This is a genomic window from Rhodococcus sp. S3, assembly GCF_058211795.1.
Genome location: NZ_CM177074.1, coordinates 3,384,315 through 3,402,764, shown reverse-complemented (window position 1 = coordinate 3,402,764; position 18,450 = coordinate 3,384,315). Strand labels below are relative to the sequence as shown.

Genomic DNA, 18,450 nt, shown 5'->3' with positions numbered 1-18,450 from the left:
TACAGTTCACTTGGCCTCCCCGAAACCATAACCGAGAGATTCAAAAACGAGGCAGGCCAGAGGTTTAGCCGATCAAAGATAAAGTGATACAGCAATGCCAACCACATTGACAGTTGATAACGAAACAGTCGAAGCTCTTGTCGAGAAACTCGCCAACGACCGCTATTTTCTCGCCGAGTATCCCGCAGACCACGCTGCCTTTATCCTCTTTTACGAGTCAAACACAATAAAACTCCTTGCCGCCGCTTATGGGCCTCAGCGTGAGGATAACGTCGGCGACATCCACCCCAAGACGTTTGGGATTCTAAAAGCGGTAGTCAACAACACTTGGCTCGACAACCGGGAAGACCAACCCGGCGAACCTGTCGCAGGGGTGATCCAGTGCGACCTCGAGGCGAAGTCCGCAACCGTGACCTACCACCTCGGCAACGAAGCCGAGGCCTGGCGCTTCAACGATGACAACTCCATGGAGCTTCGAGCCGCGCTGCCCCCCCTGACCCGACCCCCACTGAGAGGACTTGGCATGCCCGCTCCCCAGACGACTGACCCGACAGCGCTGCTCGGCCGGTGGGAATTGACCGGCTTCTCCGAACAGGACGCCGGACACCGCTCGGGCAGCTACGCGATCATCTTCCGCGACCGTTCGCTCTACACCCCGGAAACCATCTCCCCCGCCGGAGGCGAAACGCTCGAGATCACCGACTCCGACGGCGAGGTCCACTTCTCGATGCGAGGCGGCGCCAAGGTCCCCTGGACCTCCGCCGAGAAGGAGCAGGGCGTCCTGACCGACTCGATCGAGGACCAGGACGGACGCATCGTCAGCAGCGTGGCGCCATACCTCCGCATGGAGCGACTCGTGGACGGCACCTGGGTGAGCAAGTACTCCGACAGCGACCTCGACATGAACAGCAACCTGTTCACCGACGGCCCCGACCTCATCCTGATGGTCACCACCATCGTCGACGAACTCTACGTCACCAAATACTTCTACCGCTTCTCCCCAGCCTGAGCATTCCGTGCGACCATTACAGGCTCTTCCCAGATGACGGTGTAGGTCGGCCGGGCGCGTCGGTCCGCAGATAGACGTCGAGGTCTCCCGACGATGGAGGTTCCTACGCCATCCATCCGAAAGACCTCGACGTGTCCGACGCTACCCCGCCGGCCGGCTTCGGCCGCGCTGACCGCCTTCGCGGCTCATCCCAATCGACCCTGATCGGGTCTGCTGACCTCCTCGACGAGAACGCAGCGACACCACAGCCACCCGACCCCGACCGTCCGGGAAGCCGGGGCACGTCACATGGCCTGTGCTGCGGGCGTGTCGAGTGGGTCGTCCAGGGGCGACGCAGGAGCGTCGACGCGACGTGCTGAGAGGTGGTTCCAACCGAGCGCTAGGACACCGGCTACAGGCATGGCGATAGGTCAGGAACGGCGTCGCTCCCTGCGCAGGAGGGAGCGCAGAGTCTCGGCGTTCGCGTAGCCGACCCGTAGCGCGATCTCGGCGGAGGTGAGGTCCGTGGTTGCTGAGAGGTGCCGAGCTCGTTCGATGCGAAGCCGTTGGACGAAGCCGAGCGGAGTGAGGTTGAGCGCCGCACGGACTCGTCGTTCGAGGGTGCGCCGGCTGGTGCCGAGCGACTGCGCGACGAAGGCGACGTTGAACGGTTCGTCCAGGCGGGCGCGCACGAAGCGTTCGAACTCGACGACGATCGGGTCCTCGTGCCGGAGATGTTCGTAGGCGACGAAGGCCGCCTGCGACGGACGCTCGTCGATGATGAGGAGCTTGGCGACATGTTGGGCCAGGTCGGGGCTGATCGATCGCACGAGTGAGAGCGCGAGGTCGATGTGGGCGAACGCGGCGCCGGCGGTGACGAGGTTCCCGTCGACCACGACCATGGTGTCGAGATCGAGGGCGACGGTCGGATAGCGCTTCAGGAACTCCGGCCCCAGGAACCAGCTGGTCGTCGCCCGCCGATGATTCATCCGTCCGGTCTCGGCGACGGCGAACACGCCGGTGCACGCCGCGGCGATCCGGGTGGTCGCGTCGTCGAGGCGCCCGAGTGAGGCGATGACCGAACGTGCATCTCGGCTCTGGAGGGCGTCGTTGGTAGCGGCGGCCGTGAGGGTTCCAAGCGCAGGGACGATGACCACGTCGAACTCTCCGGACTCCGACAGCGGGTGGTCTACCGACAGGGTCATCGATGCCGTCGTGGTCACTCGCCGTTTCGGTCCGAGGATGGCGAGTTCGATCGGGTCGATCCGCGGGTCGACATCGCCGCGGGCTCCGTCGGCCACCCGCACGATGTCGATGACCGACGCGACAGCCGAACCGAAGCAGCCGTCGATCGCGATCAGTCCGATACGCATGGCGCGAACAATAGCAATACTGTCGTATACGCCACTCCCCACCGGCCCTCGCTCGTCATACGCTGAACTCGCCCCACGAAGAACCCCGACTTCGAGGAGAACCCCTCATGTCCACACCAGCATCACTTCCGTATGCATTCGTCGCCAAGATCGTCGCGGCCGATGGACAGCACGACGCGCTCGCCGATCTGCTCGCCGGCGCTGTCGCACTCGCCAACGAAGAAGTAGGAACGATTGTCTGGTTCGCGGCTAGGACCCACGCCGACACCTTCTGGATCTTCGATGCATTCCCCGACGAGGCCGCTCGCGACGCCCACGCCAACGGCGCCATCGTCGCAGCCCTGATGGCCAACCAGCACCTCCTCGGCGCAGCACCCGAGATCCTGGCGGCCGACGTCCTCGCGTCCAAGCTCCCGTAGTCCGCCAACGCACGAGACGATCGCGCCCCGCCGAGCCGTCGGACCCGACCGCCTCGACACCCGCACCACGTTGACGATCCCCGACGGGCCGATCACGAGGAGGCCAGGCAACACCAGGCGCAAGCCTGGAGCGGCACTGTTTCACCGGTGGTCATCGAGAGAGCCAGCGCGGTTCCATGGCAGCGCAACTGTGTCAACTTGCCCTCCGTCCCGCGAGGCGCCGTGGGCGGGTCGTGGTTGCGATCCGTTGCCGTGACGGGAGACGCGTTGCGCGTCGCAGCGATGACGGGTCGTTGGCGTTCCGGGGCGTTGCGTTCGTGCGCGCCGCGCGTGCGGCATGGAGCATCTCGCTGCGCACACAACGATCGCTGCGCCGACGCACCGTTGACACCTCGCACGTCCAGGTCGCGACACAACGCCACGCTGCGTTGCCGAGCGGAGCGAGGCCTATCGGCACACGGGCAGGATGCCGGCCCGAGCGCTCAGCCGGCGAGGGGTCCGTCGCAGAGGAGAGCGACGTCGGTGTCGGGCAGAACCGTGAGGCCAGCGCATCGCGCGACCACCAGAACCGAACCGCCCCTGCCCTGCGTTTGCGCAGGTCAGGGGCTGTTCGCCGGAGCCGCCTGTCGGAATCGAACCGACGACCTAATCATTGATCGAGATTGCTAAGCAACGAATCAACGCTAACCAGCACGAACTCGATCTCGGGCTGGAGGATCGAGCCTCGGCGGTGATCGATCTGCCCGCCAGCACGGCAGCCGTAGTCAAACGCTCGTCGCCACGAATTTTGTGGCAGGGCTTGGCTGGCAGCTACGAGCGCCTGGGGTTGGGCGTGGTGGCGGATTCGGTATTCCGCGACCTGGTACTGGCCCGTCTGGTCGAGCCGACGAGCAAACTAGATTCGGTACGGGTGCTTGGGCGCCTTGGCCTAGATCCCCCGCACGTCAACACGCTTTACAACTGTCTGGGTCGGGTAATTGCTCGCGACTACCGCACTCTCATCGCGGCCGCTTGTTGGCGCCACGTCACGGCCGCCGGCGGCCCCGGCGTCGCCCTGCTGGTCGCCCGGGACGGATTCCCGCTGGACGTGCACGTTTTCGAGGGCAACAAGGCCGAAACCAAGACCTTGATCCCGGTGATTACCGCCTTCCAGGAGCGGCACGCAATCGCGGACATGGTCGTCGTGGCGGACGCCGGGATGCTTTCAGCGGCCAACCTCAACGACTCGAAGACGCAGGTCTACTGTTCATCGTCGGCTCCCGCACCTCCAAAGCGCCCAAGGAGCTCGAAGAGCACTTCGGTCGCCGCGGCAACGCATCGACGACGGCGAGATCGTGGAGCTGACCCGCCCGATGGGGCAAGGCCGCGACAGGCGCGACCGCCGAGTGGTGTGGCATTACAAGTGGGAGCGCGCCCAGCGGGATCGCCGCACGCTCAGCGCGCAGATCGACCGTGCTCAGCGAGTGGCCCACCGGGCCGAGCCCTTGAAGAAGCAGCGGTTCGTCAAGCTCATCGGACAGAACGTCACTTTGGACGAGGCCTCGATCGAACGGGCTCGCCAAGCGGCCGGATACAAGGGGTACGTCACCAATATCGACTCGACGATCATGGATGGCCACGCCGTGGTGGCGTCGTACCACGACCTGTGGAAGGTCGAGCAGTCGTTCCGGATGGCCAAGTCCGACCTCAAGGCCAGACCGGTCTTCCACCGGACCAGGGATTCCATCGAGGCGCACTTGACCGTGGTGTTCGCCGCGCTGGCGGTTGCCCGATACCTGCAGAACATCACCGGCGTATCGATCAAGAAGGTCGTCGGCGCCCTCGAACCCCTGCGCACGATCGTGGTCGCCATCGGCGACCACGAGATGATCGTCGAGCCGAGCATCAACGACGACGCCCGCAAACTCATCGATGCGATAAACGCGGGTCACCAAAAGTTGTGGAACTCAGGCCGGAGATCGGCGCGGGGTGATCGTCGCTCGGTGGACGGAGTCAGCGTCTGCGGGTCAGGCTCCGGCGTCATCGGCACGGACTCGTTTCGTCGTGCCGTCGAGCTCGGGGATGACTCCGAAGTCGGTGAGGAGTTGTCCGATCTGAGTGTGGTCGAGGTGCTTGATGATGCGGTTGCCGACGAACTTCGGGCCGGGGAGCTCTACCTCCTCGCCGTCGCGCAAGCGCGCGGTGGCCTCGAGCAGGAACCTGAGATCATAGGTGGAGTTGAACACCTCCGGCACGCCGCGATCGATGCCCAGCAGCTGGTAGGCGGCCTCCATCGCAGTACGCACCGAGTACTCGGTGGTGAAGATCGTGTCGCGCGTGGTTTCGGCGAACTGGCCGATGAACGCGAAGTTCACTGCGCCCTCGGGCACCACGTCGGGGCGGTCACCGGCGGTGCGGGGCATGAAGAACGAGGTGACGTAGGGCATCATCACGGGCACGGTCTTCGCGCCGTTTGCCGCGAGCTCCGGGATGTCCTCGACGGGCACACCCAAGTGATAGAGCCATTCTTGGGTGATCTCTTCGCCGGTCGACTCCTGCATTGTCTTGCCGGTGAAGTCGCCGGGCACGTCTACGAACAGGCCGTAGACCCACACGACGATCTCGTCGGGTGCTTGCGCTTTGAAGTGCGGCTGGCGGTTGACTGTCCAGCTGAGCAGCCAGGACGAGTCTTTCGCGGTGACGATGCCGCCGGTGACGATGTTGCCGGAGAACGGGTCGCGCTTGGCGATCTTCTTGATGTACCTCGGGATCTCAGGGCCGATGGTGGTGACCGTCGCTGACTCCCACTTCGTCTTCGAGATGTCGCCGCAGAACACCTCGGGGCGTCCGAAAGAGGGGTGCTTGGCCGCGATGCGCCGCCACAGGTCCCACGCCGGCGCGGGACCTTCGTCGAGTCTGGCCGCATTGTGGTGGGTGCCGTCGTCGGAGTTCTCTGTGAGCGAACCGATCGTGGCGAGCACGAGGTCGTCGGGACCGAGGTCGACGCCGCCGGGCACGCCGCCCTTTGTCCAGTGGATGCGGGTGGCCTGTTTACGGTCGCCGTCGAAAACGAAGTCGATGTCGGTGACCTCGGTGGAGAACTCGAATCTCACGCCCTGGTCCAGGAGCCAGCGGTACATGGGCAGCACGAGCGATTCGTACTGGTTGTACTTTGTGAACTTCAGCGCCGAAAGGTCGGGGAGCCCGCCGATGTGGTGCACGAACCGGTGCAGGTAGAGCTTCAGCTCGAGTGCGGAGTGCCAGTTCTCGAACGCGAACATCGTCCGCCAGTAGAGCCAGAAGTTGCTGCTCAGGAACTCTTCACCGAAGATCTCGTCGATGCGCTTGTCTTCCATCTCCTCACGCGAGGCGAGAAAAACCTTGACCAACTCCTTCTGAGCTTTCTCGCTCAGGCCGAACTCATTGTTGGTGACGAACTCCTCGCCCTGCCGGTGTGTGACCCGGTTGAGTGAGTAGTTGGGGTCGTCTTTGTTGAGCCAGTAGAACTCGTCGAGGACGGATCCGTCGACCTCGAGCGACGGGATGGTGCGGAACAGATCCCAGAGGCACTCCATGTGGTCTTCCATCTCGCGCCCGCCGCGGATGACAAACCCTTTGTCCGGCTTCTTGATACCGTCCAGCGCGCCGCCGGGCAGGTCCAGGCGCTCGAGGATTGTGATCTTGTCGCCGGAGAGTTGCCCGTCGCGGATCATGAACACCGCCGAGGCCATCGAGGTGAGCCCGGCGCCGACGAACCAGGCGGTCTTGTTCTCGACTCCCTCGGGCTTGCGGGGGCGGGCGAAGGCTTCGTAGTTTCCACTGCTGTAGTACATCTGGCTTGCACGTCCTCTCGTGGACTGTTCTGCCGCGGTCGTGGGTCAGTTGTAGGTGTAGAAGCCCTCGCCGGTGGCGACGCCCAGCTTGCCGTGGTCGATGTACTCGCTCTTCAGCCAGGCCGCGAGCGCCTGGTCCTCCTCCCCGCCGTGGGCGAGGATGTTGTACGGGGTGGCCAGGCCGATGACATCGGTGATCTGGAAGGGGCCCATCGGCGCTCCCGTGCCGATCCGCCACACGTTGTCGATGTCCTTCGGCTCGGCGTATCCGCCGGCGGCGAGTGCGTACCCGGCGTTGAGGAACGGCACCAGTAGCGAGTTGAGGACGTAGCCGGACTTCTCCTTGTACACGGGGATCGGAACCATCCCGATGTTGCCGGCGAAGGCGACGACCTCGTCGAACACGGCCGGATCGGTGTCGGCGGTGCCCATCACCTCGGCGGTGTTGAACTTCCAGACCCGGTTCGCGAAGTGCAGCGCGAGGAACTTGGCGGGGCGTCCGGTGGAGTCCTTGAGGTCGCTGGGCAGAAGTGTCGACGAGTTCGTTGCGAAGATCGTCTTCTCCGGTGCGAGCTCGCCGAGCCTTCGGTAGGTGTCCTGCTTGATGGACAGTACCTCGGGGATCGCCTCGATGACCAGATCCGCGTCCGCGACCGCGTCGGCGAGGTCGGAGGAGAACCGGACGCGGGTGAGCGCCTCGTCCGCCTTCCCCTCGGCTGCCCCCGCGACTCCGTCGTCCTTGTAGGTGGTGACGAGAGCGTCGAACCGCTTCTTGGCTGCCTCGATGGCGTCGCTGCTGATGTCATATGCGGTGACCTGGAAGCCGCTGTAGGCGGTCTGGAAGGCGATCTGGGTGCCGAGGACTCCGGTTCCCAGGACGGTCACGTGTGTGATGTTGCTCATTGTTCTGTTTCCTTCATCCCTTCTCGGGCGGCGGATCCGGCCGCCGGGGTGTGTGCAGCACGCCGGTCACGATGAGCGTAGCCGGTGTTGTGGCTCTTCACTATGGATCTCGTGGACCGGTTGGTCTGACTCCTTGATGGGCGTGACGGTCTCGGCTCGGTGGACGCAGGATGGGTCTGGTGGGCGGGTCTGGCTCACGGCTCTTCTGACGCCACTGCAGGTTGGTGGCTGTCCTGTCTGCGACGTGTCGACCGGCTCGGCTCACTCGTTTGAGTGCAGCCCGGCGGGCCGTCATGTCCTGATAGGAGTCTGGCGAGATCCCCGATAGTGAACTGACTGACGCCCGGCCGGACTGCGCACCCGACAAGATGGAAGGGCGCAGTCCCATGGTGAATCAGGATCACCTCGAGGTCTACGGCGGAATCGATACCCACGCCGACACCCACCACGTCGCAGCGATCGATGCCACCGGACGACGACTGGCAGATGTACAGGTCCCAGCGACCGCGGCCGGCTACCAGGCGGCGTTGCGGTTCCTGCGGTCCTGGCCTGGGCTGGTGAAGGTAGGCATCGAGTGCACCGGCTCGTACGGGGCTGGGGTCAGTCGTGCGATGCAGGTCGCGGGCATCGCGGTCAGTGAGGTCAACCGCCCCAACCGGTTCGATCGCCGGATTCGCGGCAAGAGCGATCCCTTCGACGCCTATTCGGCCGCTGAGGCGGTGCTGTCGGGTCGAGCCAGCGCCGCACCCAAGGGTGGCGATGGGTTGGTGGAGTCACTCCGGGTGCTGCGCACCTCGAGGTCGTCTGCACTGACCGCCAGGACAGCGACGATCAACCAGATCAAGGGCATGCTGATCACGGCGCCAGAGGAGCTGCGTTCGCGTTACCGGGGCCTGTCGAACACCAAGTTGATCGCTGCGCTGGCGGCGTCACGACCGACACCTGCGCCGGTGACCGCAGCCGAGGCCACGGCCTACAGCCTGCGGCTGCTGGCGCGGCGCTGGCAAGCACTGACCGAGCAGATCGAGGACTTGTCCGGGCACCTGCAACGGCTACTCGAAGACCATGCCCCGGACCTGATGAGCGTCCTCGGCTGCGGCCGAGACACCGTGGCGCAGCTGCTGATCACCGCCGGCGACAACCCTGACAGGCTACGCTCGGAAGCCGCGTTCGCGGCACTGGCCGGAGCCTGTCCGATACCGGCGTCGTCGGGCAAGACCAACCGTCACCGACTCAACCGCGCAGGCGACCGGCAGGCGAACTCAGCGCTCTACCACATCGTGCTCGTGCGGCTGCGCTACGACCAGCAGACCCGTAACTACGCGACACGACGGATCGCGGAAGGCAAGACGAAGATGGAAATCATCCGCTGCCTGAAACGGTATCTCGTTCGGCAGCTCTATCCACTCATCGTCCAGACGCTGCAGCCTCGACGCCAAACGACCGCCGCTTGACAGCAAGTCAATAGGAGTGTCGCAGTTGAGGGGGTGGGTGGCTGAGCGCGTCGGTCGCCGGATGAAAGTCGAGGCCTTCCGATGATGGAAGCTCTCACACTGACCATCCGCCGGAAGACCTCGACGTGCACCACGCTACCTTCGCGACCCCCGACCTGACCGTCTTCTTCCACCTCGACGAGCTCGGTCTTGTGGCCGTCGGTCAGCTGCTCGAGCCGGATCGCGCGGTGATCGAGTGCCGCGTCGCCGAGCCGGACCCGTGGTGCCGGGGATGCGGTAGCCGGGCGCTCTCGCGCGGGACGGACACGCGGCGTCTCGCCCACGAGACATCCTCGCGTTCTTCGACCGGACCGGCACGTGCAACGGCCCGACCGGGACCGTCAACGGGTGCCTGGAGCGCCTCCGCGGCTCGGCCCTGAACTTCCGGAACCTGACGAACCTCATCCGGTCGAGACAGCTGAGGAAGGCTCCGCCTCGGTGCGCCTGGTGGACACGCACGCTTCCGAATAGCCCCGTGGCTCGGGACCATCCGTCCAGCGCTGGGGCAAGTTTCGACAAGCCTCCCGCTAGGTCCACCGTTCGGAAGACATTCCTCGCGGGAGACTTCCTCGCAGCAGCTCTTCTTGTCGTTCTGCAGCGGCCCCGCGCGTCGCGAGGCCGCTGCATTCTCACGATCTCAGCCCGCCGAGCCGGTGGACGTGTACACCGTCATGCCCCAACCCACCGTCGTGCGCTCGGGTTCCGCGAGGCCGGCCGCCTCGAACAGTGCCAGGTGGTCCTCGTGCGTACGACCACCGCCGCCGCTGAGCGCGAAGTCGACGAGATCGTCCTCGTAGTCGTGCTCACCGGCGATGTCGTCGAGCACAGTGCCGAAGACGAGGACCCGGCCGTCCGGATTCAGTCCCGCCGCCGCCTGCTGCAGCACGTGCACGGCGTCGGCATCGGGCAGTTCGTTCAACCGCCCGGTCAGCAGCACCGCGTCGACCGGTTCGGGGCGGGTTTCGAGCATGCTGCCCGGCGTATAGGCGACGCGCACGTGCTCGCCGTGGACGCGACGCACGACCTCGATCTCCGACGGCGCGGCCACCACGGTCGCCCGTGCCGACGGATTCGCCGTGACGAGGGCGTGGGCGTAGGAACCGGCGGCCTCACCGGAGACCACGATCGTCATGACGTCGGCGGGCACCTTCGCCGCGAGGGCACCGGCGAAGTAGACGGCCATCTCGGCTTCCTGCTCGTACCGGTCCGTCAGGAGAGCGGTGTCGTCCGCGATGCGCTGCGCGAAGCTCTTCCCGAACCGCTGTGCGTCGTCCCCGTGACCCGTGCGGACGGCGGCGAGGAGCGCGAGCATGCCCGCCAGTTCCCGCTGCGCGTGCACGCCGTCGAGTCGCAGTTCCTCGATGTGGTGGTCGTCCTCGAGTTCACGGCCGACGCCGGTGAGCTGGAACCGGCCCTCGCCGAGATCCTCGGCCACCCCCACGGCAGTGAGATAGCGGAGCAGTTTGCCCAGACCGGTGCGGTCGGTTCCGGTCTTGGCCACGAGTTCGTCGAGGGTGCGCGGCGACGCGTCGAAGGCCGTCGCCAGTCCGATGGTCGCCGCGACCCGCAGCGCGAAACCCGGTGCGATCTCGGCCAGTTCGTCGAAGCGGTCGCGTTCGTCCTCGGTCGCCTCGAAATCGGGCAGGGAGGCGTCGGCCTCCGACACCGCGACCTCCTGACGACGCCAGTAACCGGTGACCTCCACCTGCTCCTTGGGCAGGCCCTTCTCGTTGCGCAGCCACCGCCGGATCGGGGTGAGCGTGAGGGCCTCACCGGCCACCCACGCGCAGACCGTGCCGTCCCACCACTCGGCGGCCCGGATGGCATCGAACAACAGGGTCGTCGTGCCAGGCTCGGCGCCGTCGCGGCTCAGCCAGGTCAGCTCCACCCCGTCGGGAACGGGAAGATCCTGCCGATGCGAGTCGTCAGCGATCTCGACGAAGATCCGGCCACGTGCACCCTCCGGCCAGTTCTCGAGCCAGCGCCCGATGGCCGGCAGAGCCGTCTCGTCGCCTGCCACGAGCGTCCAGTCCACGCCCTGCGGGTGTCCGGCCGACGACTTCGGTCCGGCGATCTGGATGGTCTCACCGGGTTCCGCGCGGTACGACCAGCTCGACGCGGGACCCACGCCGTGGCGCACGAAGTCCACGTCGATCTCGCCGGCGACCGGATCCCAGCGCCGGACGGTGTAGGTGCGCATGAGCAGCTTCGGATCGCGCGGCCAGTTCACCACGCCGTCGGCCTGGGTGGGGCCGAGGGCCTCGTCGAGTTCGGGATGCTTGAACATCAGCTTGAACTCGTCGTCCACACCGTCGGACCGGAACGCCTCCACCGGGAACCCGTTCGGCGCGACGTGCGCCTGCAACTGTTCGCCCCCGAGGGTCACCCGTCGCATCCCGGGGCTCACGTCCGTCACGCGGAGCACCTTCAGGTACCGCGTGGTGATCGGGAAGACCTCGATGGGGCGAAGACTACGGGCCATGGGTGCGTTCTCCTCGGCAGGGGATCGTGGACGGCGGAACGACCGGCCTCTCCGGCCGCGCGGTGACCTGCGTTTAGGTGAACCTTACTTCAGACGGCGTTCGACTGCCGCGACCCGTCCTGGCCCGCGCGACGACCGTTCGCGTACATCTCGTCGACGAGACGGGCGTACCGGGCGAGCACGCGATCACGGATCGGACGCCCGGCCGGGTCGAGATCGTCGGCGTTCGGCGGCGCGCTCACCGTGACGAATCGGCGGATGCGTTCCCACGGATCCGATCGGGCGTCGAGCTGCTCCAGCGCGGCCGCGACGACCGGCTCCGGCGCGGTGGTGAACACGAGACCGACGCAGTACGGGCGCAGCTCCCCGGCCACGACGAGTTCGCTGCCCGGACACATCCGGCGCCAGCGGTCGGCGAGCGCGGTGGGGCCGACGTACTTTCCGGTGCTGGTCTTGAAGGTGTCCTTGCGGTGCCCTGTCACGACGACGAATCCGTCGGCGTCGATCTCGGCGAGATCGCCCGTGTGGAACCAGCCGTCGGCGTCGAGCGCGGCGGCACTCTCCGCGGGATCGTCGTGGTAACCGGTCATCACTCCGGGACTCCGAATGAGGAGTTCGCCGGTGTCGGCGATCCGGACCTCCGTGCCGCGCAGTGGTCGGCCGACCGTGCCGGGGCGGTGCGCGCCGAGCAGGTTCGCGCACGACGGTCCGGAGGTCTCCGTGATCCCGTAACACTCGAGCACCGGTACACCGAGTTGCTCGAACCGCCGGGCGACGTCTTCGGACAATCGCGCCGATCCGGAGACGACGAAGCGGAGCCGACCCCCGAGCTCGTCCCGTTCCAGCCGGGCGATCTTCTCGAGCACGTGCGGGACCGATCCCAGGAAGGTCGGCCGGACCGTGCGCAGATTCGCGGTGACGCGGTCGGCGCGACCGTCGACGGCGGTGCTCACGCCTGTGTGCATGGCCATGAGCAGCAACGACCGGCCGAAGACGTGCGCGAGCGGCAACCACAGCAACTGACGGTCGGACGACGAGATCATCCCGGTCTGCGCGACGGCACGGGCGCCGTAGGTCGTGCCCCGGTGGGTCAGGCACGCGCCCTTGGTGCGGCCGTCCTCGCACGCCGTGTATATCAGCGCGGCCTCGTCGTCCGGGGACAACGCCGCGATCCGTCGCTCCACGACGTCGGGGTCGGTGCGCAGCAGACGGCGCCCTTCGTCGGCGAGCTTGTCGAGTCCGTCGATGCCCAGGACGTCGGTGGCGGCGACCGGCCGGTCGGCGACGGTGAGGACGGTGTGCGCACGCCGGATCTGCGACCGCACCTCGTCGTCGCGGGTCGCCGGGTAGATCGGGACGGTGACGCCGCCCGCGCACGCGATCGCGAGGTCGGCGACGACGGTCCGATAACAGGTCGTCGCGCAGATCGCGACCCGCGATCCGGCTCCCACACCCCGACCGATCAGTCCCGCCGCGAGGTCGAAGACCTCGCGGCGTACGTCCGTCCACGTCGAAGGACGCCACCGTTCACGGTCCGGGCACAGGTAGGCGACGGAGTCGGGGGAGCGGGACACCCGGTCGAGCAGCAGACCCGGCACGGTCGCGGGGAACCCGTCGCGACCGTCGATCGCGGTCGCGGTGCCCGTCGTCGCGCGGGGGTCCGCCACTGTTCGTAGCACCTCCCACGGACGAGGAATCGATGTCGCCCCAGTGATCGGAATGTTACCGCCGGCCGGGGTCCGAGGGGCCGAAGTGGCGCAGTACGCGATGCACGCGTCGGCAGGGGCCGGGGCTCCTCCGGGAAGGCGCCGGTGGACGCCGATATCGTGGGCATGTGAGTCCCGCTGCCCGTCGCCCTGAGGTCCTGATCGCCGAGCTGCGCGACGTCCTCACCGGTCCGCTCGCGGAGATCGCGCAGCGATTCTCCACCTATGTCGACGACCTCGCTCCGCACAGTGCCCTGGTGATCTTCACGAGGGAATGCACCGGCCGGCCGCGGAAGGTGGCCGGCGACCCGTCGATCGTCGACCGGGTGACCATCGCCGAGCTGGACCGGGTGCGGAACGACCTCGTCGCGGGGGAGATCCGCCGCGGCAGCTTCCGTCTCGCTGGTCGCGATCGTGAGGTGTGCGCGATCCTCGACAGCACCGACACGCTCCTGGTGTTCGTGCCTCGCGGGGCCCGGGCCACCTCCGCGGCCCTCGTTCTCGTGCGGGCGGCGTTCGGGGTGGTCGCGACCGGCATCCGGTTGCAGGTGCACACCGCCAGCCCGGCATATCTCGCGGAATCGCGGGCCGCCTCCGCGGAGCGGGCCCGCACCGTCGCCGAGCTCACCGAATCCCATGCCGTGACCCTCGAGACGATCCTCGCGACCCTGCGGTCGAAGGATCTCGACGACACCCGTGCCCGGACCACGGCGCGGGAGACGGCGACCGAGGCCCTGATCGGCCTGCGATCGGCGGTGGACCTGCACCGCGAACTCGCGGAGGAGGCACTGACCACCGCGTTCGCGCGACTCCACGGTGAACTGCGCGATCTGGTGCGGCACCGCCCGCTCGACCTGCAGATGGTCGCTCCGCCGGTGGGTGGACGGGGACTGCCCGGCGAGGTCGCGCACGCGGCCCGCGCGATCGCCCGGGGCGCCGTGCTGGCGATGTCCGGTCAGACCGACGTGACGCGGGTGCGCGTCGCGTGGACCTGCGACGACTCGACCCTGCTGGTGGACGTGCGTGACGACGGCAGCGGCGAGATCGACGTCGTCGAACTCGGGCGCCAGCTCCGCGACCGCGTCGAAACCCTCGGCGGTGGAATCGAATCCGAGTCGACCCCCGGCTGGGGCACACGGATCGCGGTGAGCTTCCCGCTCGACCTGCCGATCGCTGCGACGGACGGACCCGCTCTCGATGCGCTCGCCGCGCTCGCGCCCCGGGAGATCGAGGTCCTCGAACATCTCGTGGCCGGACGGCGCAACCGCGTCATCGCCGAACGTCTCGGCGTGAGCGAGTCGACGGTGAAGTTCCACGTGGCCGGCGTACTACGAAAACTCGGCGTCAGCACTCGCGGTGAGGCCGCGGCTCTCGGTGCAGAGGCCGGGGTCCGCGCCGCGGGCTGACGCCGAGTTCTCGGTCGGCGGGTGGCCCGTCGAGGACGGTCAGGCAGCCGGTGCCGGCGACGTGGTCGTCGGGGCGACGGTCGTCGTGGGCGTTCCGGAGGTGGTCGATCCGGCGTCCGTGGTGGTCTCGCCCGTGGCCGGAGTCGTGGTCTCCGACGGGGTGGGGACCGGGGCCGTGGTGGTCACCGGGGTGGACGTGGCCGCCGGCACTCCCGCCTCGGTCGCGAGCGGATCCACCGGTGCGGCGGGGTCGCCCGCGAGAGCCGGGGCGCCGTCGACGGCGGCGGGCACGCTGCTGTCGGCGACCGTCGCATCGTCGCTCACGGTCGAGGACGGCGAGGTCTCCGGCGTGGTGGACACCTCGGCGCTCTCGGCCTTCGCCGTCTCCTCGGCGATCATGAGCACCGCGGTCTGGTCGACCTTCTTCGGATCGACCTTCTTGCCCTCCCTGGCCTCGCGGGCCAGGTGCTCGAGCCAGGCGGCGGCGTACTCGACGGTGGACGTGCCCTTGCCGTCGATGTCGTCGTCCCAGTAGTCGAAGTGGTGACCGTAGTGGTCCCGAGTCTCCTCGTTGTAGCCGAAGGTCTGGTCGTACGGGTCGGCGAGCACCACCGCGAGGGTGTTCTGGTTGCTCCGGATGAACCCGACGACCTCCTTGACGATCTTCTCCGGCAGGTACGCGAGGTTGGACAGACGCTCCGCGGGGATGGGCGCCTCCGCGCCGTCCTCTCCGGTCGCGTCCTCGTCGGCGTCGGCGGCCACAGGCGTGGTGGGGCGTGCGGTGGCGGGGTCGTAGCTCGGGTCGGAGACCTTGATCAGCACCTCGAGGAAGGTCTCGTCCGACCGCATCCAGTCCGGGTTCGCCGAGATGTCGGCGAGAGCGAGCAGTGCGACCCGGCCGACGACCTGGGCGAGATCTGCGCCGGTCGCGGGGGTCAGGCCCTCGCGCTCGAGAGCGTCGCCGTTGACCTGACGGCCCACGTTCGCGAGCAGTTCGATCAGCGCGATGTTCTCGGGTGCCGAGCAGGTGAAGTCGCCCTCGGAGCAGAACGAGGCGACCTTGCCGGCGAGATGACCGAAGCCGCCGTTCGTGTCGGGGAGGACGCCGCGTCCGGGGACGGCGTCGCCGCCGGGCTGGTAGGGGCGATCGAAACCGTCGGGGTTCGTGCCGTTCTCCGCACCGGGGAAGAAGCCTTCGCCCGCCTGGCGGCCGGCGTCGGAGAGGATGACCACGCCGCTGACGGAGTCGGGATCGATGATGTCCCAGGAACCGTCCTCGCCCTGCTCCTGCGCACCGATCTCCATTGCGGCGCGGCGCGCGACGTCGGCGCCCTCGCTGAAGCCGACGATGGCGAACTGGGTGTTCGGGCAGGACCTCCGGATGGCCTTCATGACCTCGATGGTGTTCTCGGCGCCCTTGTTCACGGCGTTCTCGTAGCTGGCGAGGTCGGCCGGGTACTCGATGTAGATGGCGGCGTATCCCTCGCCGTCCGCGTGCTCCCCCATCGGGGCATTGATCACCGGATCCACCCACATACTGCTGTAGGCGTCCTGCTGACCGGCGGGAAGTCTTTTGCCGTTCTCGTCGACGAGCATCTTCGACTCGTCGCGAGGGATGTCGCCGCGACCACCGATGCCCAGGCTGACCATGTCGTGACATTCGGTGGTCTTCGCCAGGCCGGCGAGATACGGGTCGGCAACGGTGGGGGTGTCCTGTTGCGGAAGCACGATCGCGGCCGCTGCCACGACTCCGAGCGCGGTGGGGGCGAAGACGCCGGCGAGAATCCGCCGACGCGACAGCGACTTTCGAAGTGCCATGGGCCTCTACCAATCCGTTTCTGACCGAGGAATTGCCGGCCCGCCGAAGTGCGGCGGGTCGTAACGGATTTCGTGAAGGTCGCTCGCGGCGTTACATCGACACGGGTTTTCCGAGGTGGCGACGGAAAATGCCGGCCCGAGCGTCGAGTCGCAAAATCCAAGGGAAATGCGCTAATCGGACAATTCGAGTTCGCCGCTCAGCGCCTGGCCGTTCGGCCGGGTCGGGCCCGCCGAACGATCAGGAGCAGAGCACCGCGGGAGTGGCTAGGGTCGGAATCACCGGAAGTCGGAAACACCGGACACTGCCGGTCGCATCACGAAACGGAGACACCATGTCGCAAACAGTCCGCGGAGTCGTCGCTCGCTCGAAGGGAGCGCCCGTCGAGGTCGTGCCCATCGTGATCCCCGATCCCGGACCCGGTGAGGTCGTCGTCGCGATCGCCGCGTGCGGCGTGTGCCACACCGATCTGCACTACCGCGAGGGCGGCATCAACGACGAGTTCCCGTTCCTGCTCGGCCACGAGGCCGCCGGTGTCGTCGAGTCCGTCGGTGAGGGTGTCGACTCGGTCGCCGTCGGCGACTTCGTCGTCCTGAACTGGCGCGCGGTGTGCGGCCAGTGTCGCGCCTGCAAGCGCGGTCAGCCGCAGTACTGCTTCGACACCTTCAACGCCACGCAGAAGATGACGCTCGAGGACGGCACCGAGCTCTCCCCGGCGCTGGGCATCGGCGCGTTCGCCGACAAGACCCTCGTCCACGCCGGCCAGTGCACCAAGGTCGACCCGAGCGCCGATCCGGCCGTCGTCGGCCTGCTCGGCTGCGGTGTCATGGCCGGTCTCGGTGCCGCCGTGAACACCGGCGGGGTCACCCGCGGCCAGTCCGTCGCCGTCATCGGCTGCGGCGGTGTCGGCGACGCCGCGATCATGGGTGCGCGCCTGGCGGGCGCCGGCACGATCATCGCCGTCGACCGCGACGACAAGAAGCTCGAGTGGGCCACCGACCTCGGCGCCACCCACACCGTCAACTCGACCTCGACCGACGCGGTCGAGGCCATCAAGGAATTGACCAACGGTTTCGGCGCCGACGTCGTCATCGAGGCCGTGGGCCGCCCGGAGACCTACAAGCAGGCCTTCTACGCGCGCGACCTCGCCGGCACCGTCGTCCTCGTCGGCGTGCCCACCCCGGACATGACCCTCGAGATGCCGCTCATCGACTTCTTCTCGCACGGCGGCTCGCTCAAGAGCTCGTGGTACGGCGACTGCCTGCCCGAGCGCGACTTCCCGACCTACGTCGACCTGTACCAGCAGGGACGCCTGCCGCTCGAGAAGTTCGTCACCGAGCGCATCGGCATCGACGACGTCGAGAAGGCGTTCGAGACGATGCACCGCGGTGAGGTCCTCCGTTCGGTGGTGGTCCTGTGAGCACCTCGCCGATCCGCGTCGACCGGGTCGTCACGTCGGGCACCTTCGCGCTCGACGGTGGCGAATGGGAGGTCGACAACAACATCTGGCTCGTCGGCGACGACTCCGAGGTCGTGGTGATCGACGCCGCGCACACCGCGCAGCCGATCATCGACGCCGTCGGTGGACGGAAGGTCGTGGCGATCGTGTGCACGCACGCACACAACGACCACATCACCGTGGCGCCGGAGCTGTCCGAGAAGCTCGACGCGCCGATCCTGCTCAACCCGGCCGACGACGTGCTGTGGGAGATGACCCACCCGGGTGTCGCGCACGGCACGCTCGAGGACGGGGAGCGGATCCGGGTGGCCGGAACCGACATCCAGGCGATCGCCACGCCGGGTCACTCGCCGGGTTCGACCTGCCTGTACCTGCCGGAAGCGGGTGAGCTGTTCACCGGCGACACCCTGTTCTCCGGCGGACCGGGCGCGACGGGCCGCTCGTTCTCGGACTTCCCGACCATTATCGGGTCGATCCGCGACAAGCTGTTCGTCCTGCCCGCGGAGACGAAGGTGCACACCGGTCATGGCGACGGCACCACGATCGGCACCGAGTCGCCGCACCTCGAGGAGTGGATCAAGCGCGGCAGCTGA

Annotated in this window: 12 protein-coding genes and 2 pseudogenes; 8 read left to right on the top strand and 6 right to left on the bottom strand. The window is 67.3% G+C overall.

The annotated features are described in order from the left end of the window. The first annotated feature begins 94 nt into the window (after window positions 1-94). Window positions 95-1,009, top strand: coding sequence for a hypothetical protein (locus AC0LPE_RS15900; protein ID WP_230823892.1), 915 nt, complete (start codon window positions 95-97; stop codon window positions 1,007-1,009). A gap of 410 nt (window positions 1,010-1,419) precedes the next feature. Here the strand turns inward: AC0LPE_RS15900 and AC0LPE_RS15895 are convergent, their stop codons facing one another. After that, entirely contained in the window at window positions 1,420-2,361 is a 942-nt protein-coding gene (locus AC0LPE_RS15895) for a GlxA family transcriptional regulator (RefSeq protein ID WP_024101449.1), read from the bottom strand. Between the two features lie 107 nt (window positions 2,362-2,468). On the opposite strand from AC0LPE_RS15895, the gene AC0LPE_RS15890 reads away from it, so the two are divergent. Continuing rightward, window positions 2,469-2,780, top strand: a complete 312-nt coding sequence (locus AC0LPE_RS15890) for a putative quinol monooxygenase (RefSeq protein ID WP_006247389.1) — start codon at window positions 2,469-2,471, stop codon at window positions 2,778-2,780. Between the two features lie 649 nt (window positions 2,781-3,429). Next, window positions 3,430-4,711 (top strand): annotated as a pseudogene (locus AC0LPE_RS15885) (IS1634 family transposase); the annotation flags it as partial. A 75-nt stretch (window positions 4,712-4,786) separates the two neighbouring features. Here the strand turns inward: AC0LPE_RS15885 and AC0LPE_RS15880 are convergent. Then, window positions 4,787-6,592, bottom strand: a complete 1,806-nt coding sequence (locus tag AC0LPE_RS15880; protein ID WP_006550365.1) for an oleate hydratase — start codon at window positions 6,590-6,592, stop codon at window positions 4,787-4,789. Window positions 6,593-6,637: 45 nt separating this feature from the next. Next, the gene (locus tag AC0LPE_RS15875; RefSeq protein ID WP_024101447.1) at window positions 6,638-7,495 is read right to left on the bottom strand and encodes a 3-hydroxyacyl-CoA dehydrogenase; all 858 of its coding nucleotides are present in this window, start codon (window positions 7,493-7,495) and stop codon (window positions 6,638-6,640) included. Between the two features lie 386 nt (window positions 7,496-7,881). On the opposite strand from AC0LPE_RS15875, the gene AC0LPE_RS15870 reads away from it, so the two are divergent. Next, window positions 7,882-8,949 carry an IS110 family RNA-guided transposase gene (locus tag AC0LPE_RS15870; RefSeq protein WP_490604810.1) on the top strand — a complete coding sequence of 356 codons (1,068 nt, stop codon included), beginning with the start codon at window positions 7,882-7,884 and terminating at the stop codon, window positions 8,947-8,949. A 125-nt stretch (window positions 8,950-9,074) separates the two neighbouring features. Further along, window positions 9,075-9,275, top strand: a pseudogene (locus tag AC0LPE_RS15865) (ISL3 family transposase); the annotation flags it as partial. A 350-nt stretch (window positions 9,276-9,625) separates the two neighbouring features. Here AC0LPE_RS15865 and AC0LPE_RS15860 read toward each other — a convergent pair. Together AC0LPE_RS15860 and AC0LPE_RS15855 are read right to left on the bottom strand one after the other, a co-directional pair. Next, window positions 9,626-11,470, bottom strand: coding sequence for an SIP domain-containing protein (locus tag AC0LPE_RS15860; protein WP_490604809.1), 1,845 nt, complete (start codon window positions 11,468-11,470; stop codon window positions 9,626-9,628). Between the two features lie 89 nt (window positions 11,471-11,559). Beyond that, window positions 11,560-13,137, bottom strand: a complete 1,578-nt coding sequence (locus tag AC0LPE_RS15855; RefSeq protein WP_490604808.1) for an AMP-dependent synthetase/ligase — start codon at window positions 13,135-13,137, stop codon at window positions 11,560-11,562. A 167-nt stretch (window positions 13,138-13,304) separates the two neighbouring features. Between AC0LPE_RS15855 and AC0LPE_RS15850 the strand changes: the two genes are divergently transcribed. Then, window positions 13,305-14,582, top strand: coding sequence for a LuxR C-terminal-related transcriptional regulator (locus AC0LPE_RS15850; protein ID WP_006550370.1), 1,278 nt, complete (start codon window positions 13,305-13,307; stop codon window positions 14,580-14,582). Window positions 14,583-14,621: 39 nt separating this feature from the next. On the opposite strand, the gene AC0LPE_RS15845 is transcribed toward AC0LPE_RS15850, so the two are convergent. Next, the gene (locus AC0LPE_RS15845; protein ID WP_490604807.1) at window positions 14,622-16,400 is read right to left on the bottom strand and encodes a cutinase family protein; all 1,779 of its coding nucleotides are present in this window, start codon (window positions 16,398-16,400) and stop codon (window positions 14,622-14,624) included. Window positions 16,401-16,732: 332 nt separating this feature from the next. Here AC0LPE_RS15845 and AC0LPE_RS15840 point away from each other — a divergent pair, with 332 nt between their 5' ends. Together AC0LPE_RS15840 and AC0LPE_RS15835 are read left to right on the top strand one after the other, a co-directional pair. After that, complete coding sequence (locus AC0LPE_RS15840) at window positions 16,733-17,818, top strand: S-(hydroxymethyl)mycothiol dehydrogenase (RefSeq protein ID WP_088897136.1); 1,086 nt, start codon at window positions 16,733-16,735, stop codon at window positions 17,816-17,818. Then, a complete protein-coding gene (locus AC0LPE_RS15835; protein WP_006550373.1) occupies window positions 17,815-18,450 on the top strand; it encodes an MBL fold metallo-hydrolase in 636 nt (211 codons plus the stop codon). The genes AC0LPE_RS15840 and AC0LPE_RS15835 overlap by 4 nt, the downstream gene beginning before the upstream one ends.

What these genes read in the sequence shown, in the direction of transcription:
- AC0LPE_RS15845 (WP_490604807.1), bottom strand. Translation starts at nt 16,400, where the DNA reads ATGGCACTTCGAAAGTCGCTGTCGCGTCGGCGGATTCTCGCCGGCGTC.
- AC0LPE_RS15840 (WP_088897136.1), top strand. Translation starts at nt 16,733, where the DNA reads ATGTCGCAAACAGTCCGCGGAGTCGTCGCTCGCTCGAAGGGAGCGCCC.
- AC0LPE_RS15880 (WP_006550365.1), bottom strand. Translation starts at nt 6,592, where the DNA reads ATGTACTACAGCAGTGGAAACTACGAAGCCTTCGCCCGCCCCCGCAAG.
- AC0LPE_RS15860 (WP_490604809.1), bottom strand. Translation starts at nt 11,470, where the DNA reads ATGGCCCGTAGTCTTCGCCCCATCGAGGTCTTCCCGATCACCACGCGG.
- AC0LPE_RS15900 (WP_230823892.1), top strand. Translation starts at nt 95, where the DNA reads ATGCCAACCACATTGACAGTTGATAACGAAACAGTCGAAGCTCTTGTC.
- AC0LPE_RS15875 (WP_024101447.1), bottom strand. Translation starts at nt 7,495, where the DNA reads ATGAGCAACATCACACACGTGACCGTCCTGGGAACCGGAGTCCTCGGC.
- AC0LPE_RS15890 (WP_006247389.1), top strand. Translation starts at nt 2,469, where the DNA reads ATGTCCACACCAGCATCACTTCCGTATGCATTCGTCGCCAAGATCGTC.
- AC0LPE_RS15870 (WP_490604810.1), top strand. Translation starts at nt 7,882, where the DNA reads ATGGTGAATCAGGATCACCTCGAGGTCTACGGCGGAATCGATACCCAC.
- AC0LPE_RS15895 (WP_024101449.1), bottom strand. Translation starts at nt 2,361, where the DNA reads ATGCGTATCGGACTGATCGCGATCGACGGCTGCTTCGGTTCGGCTGTC.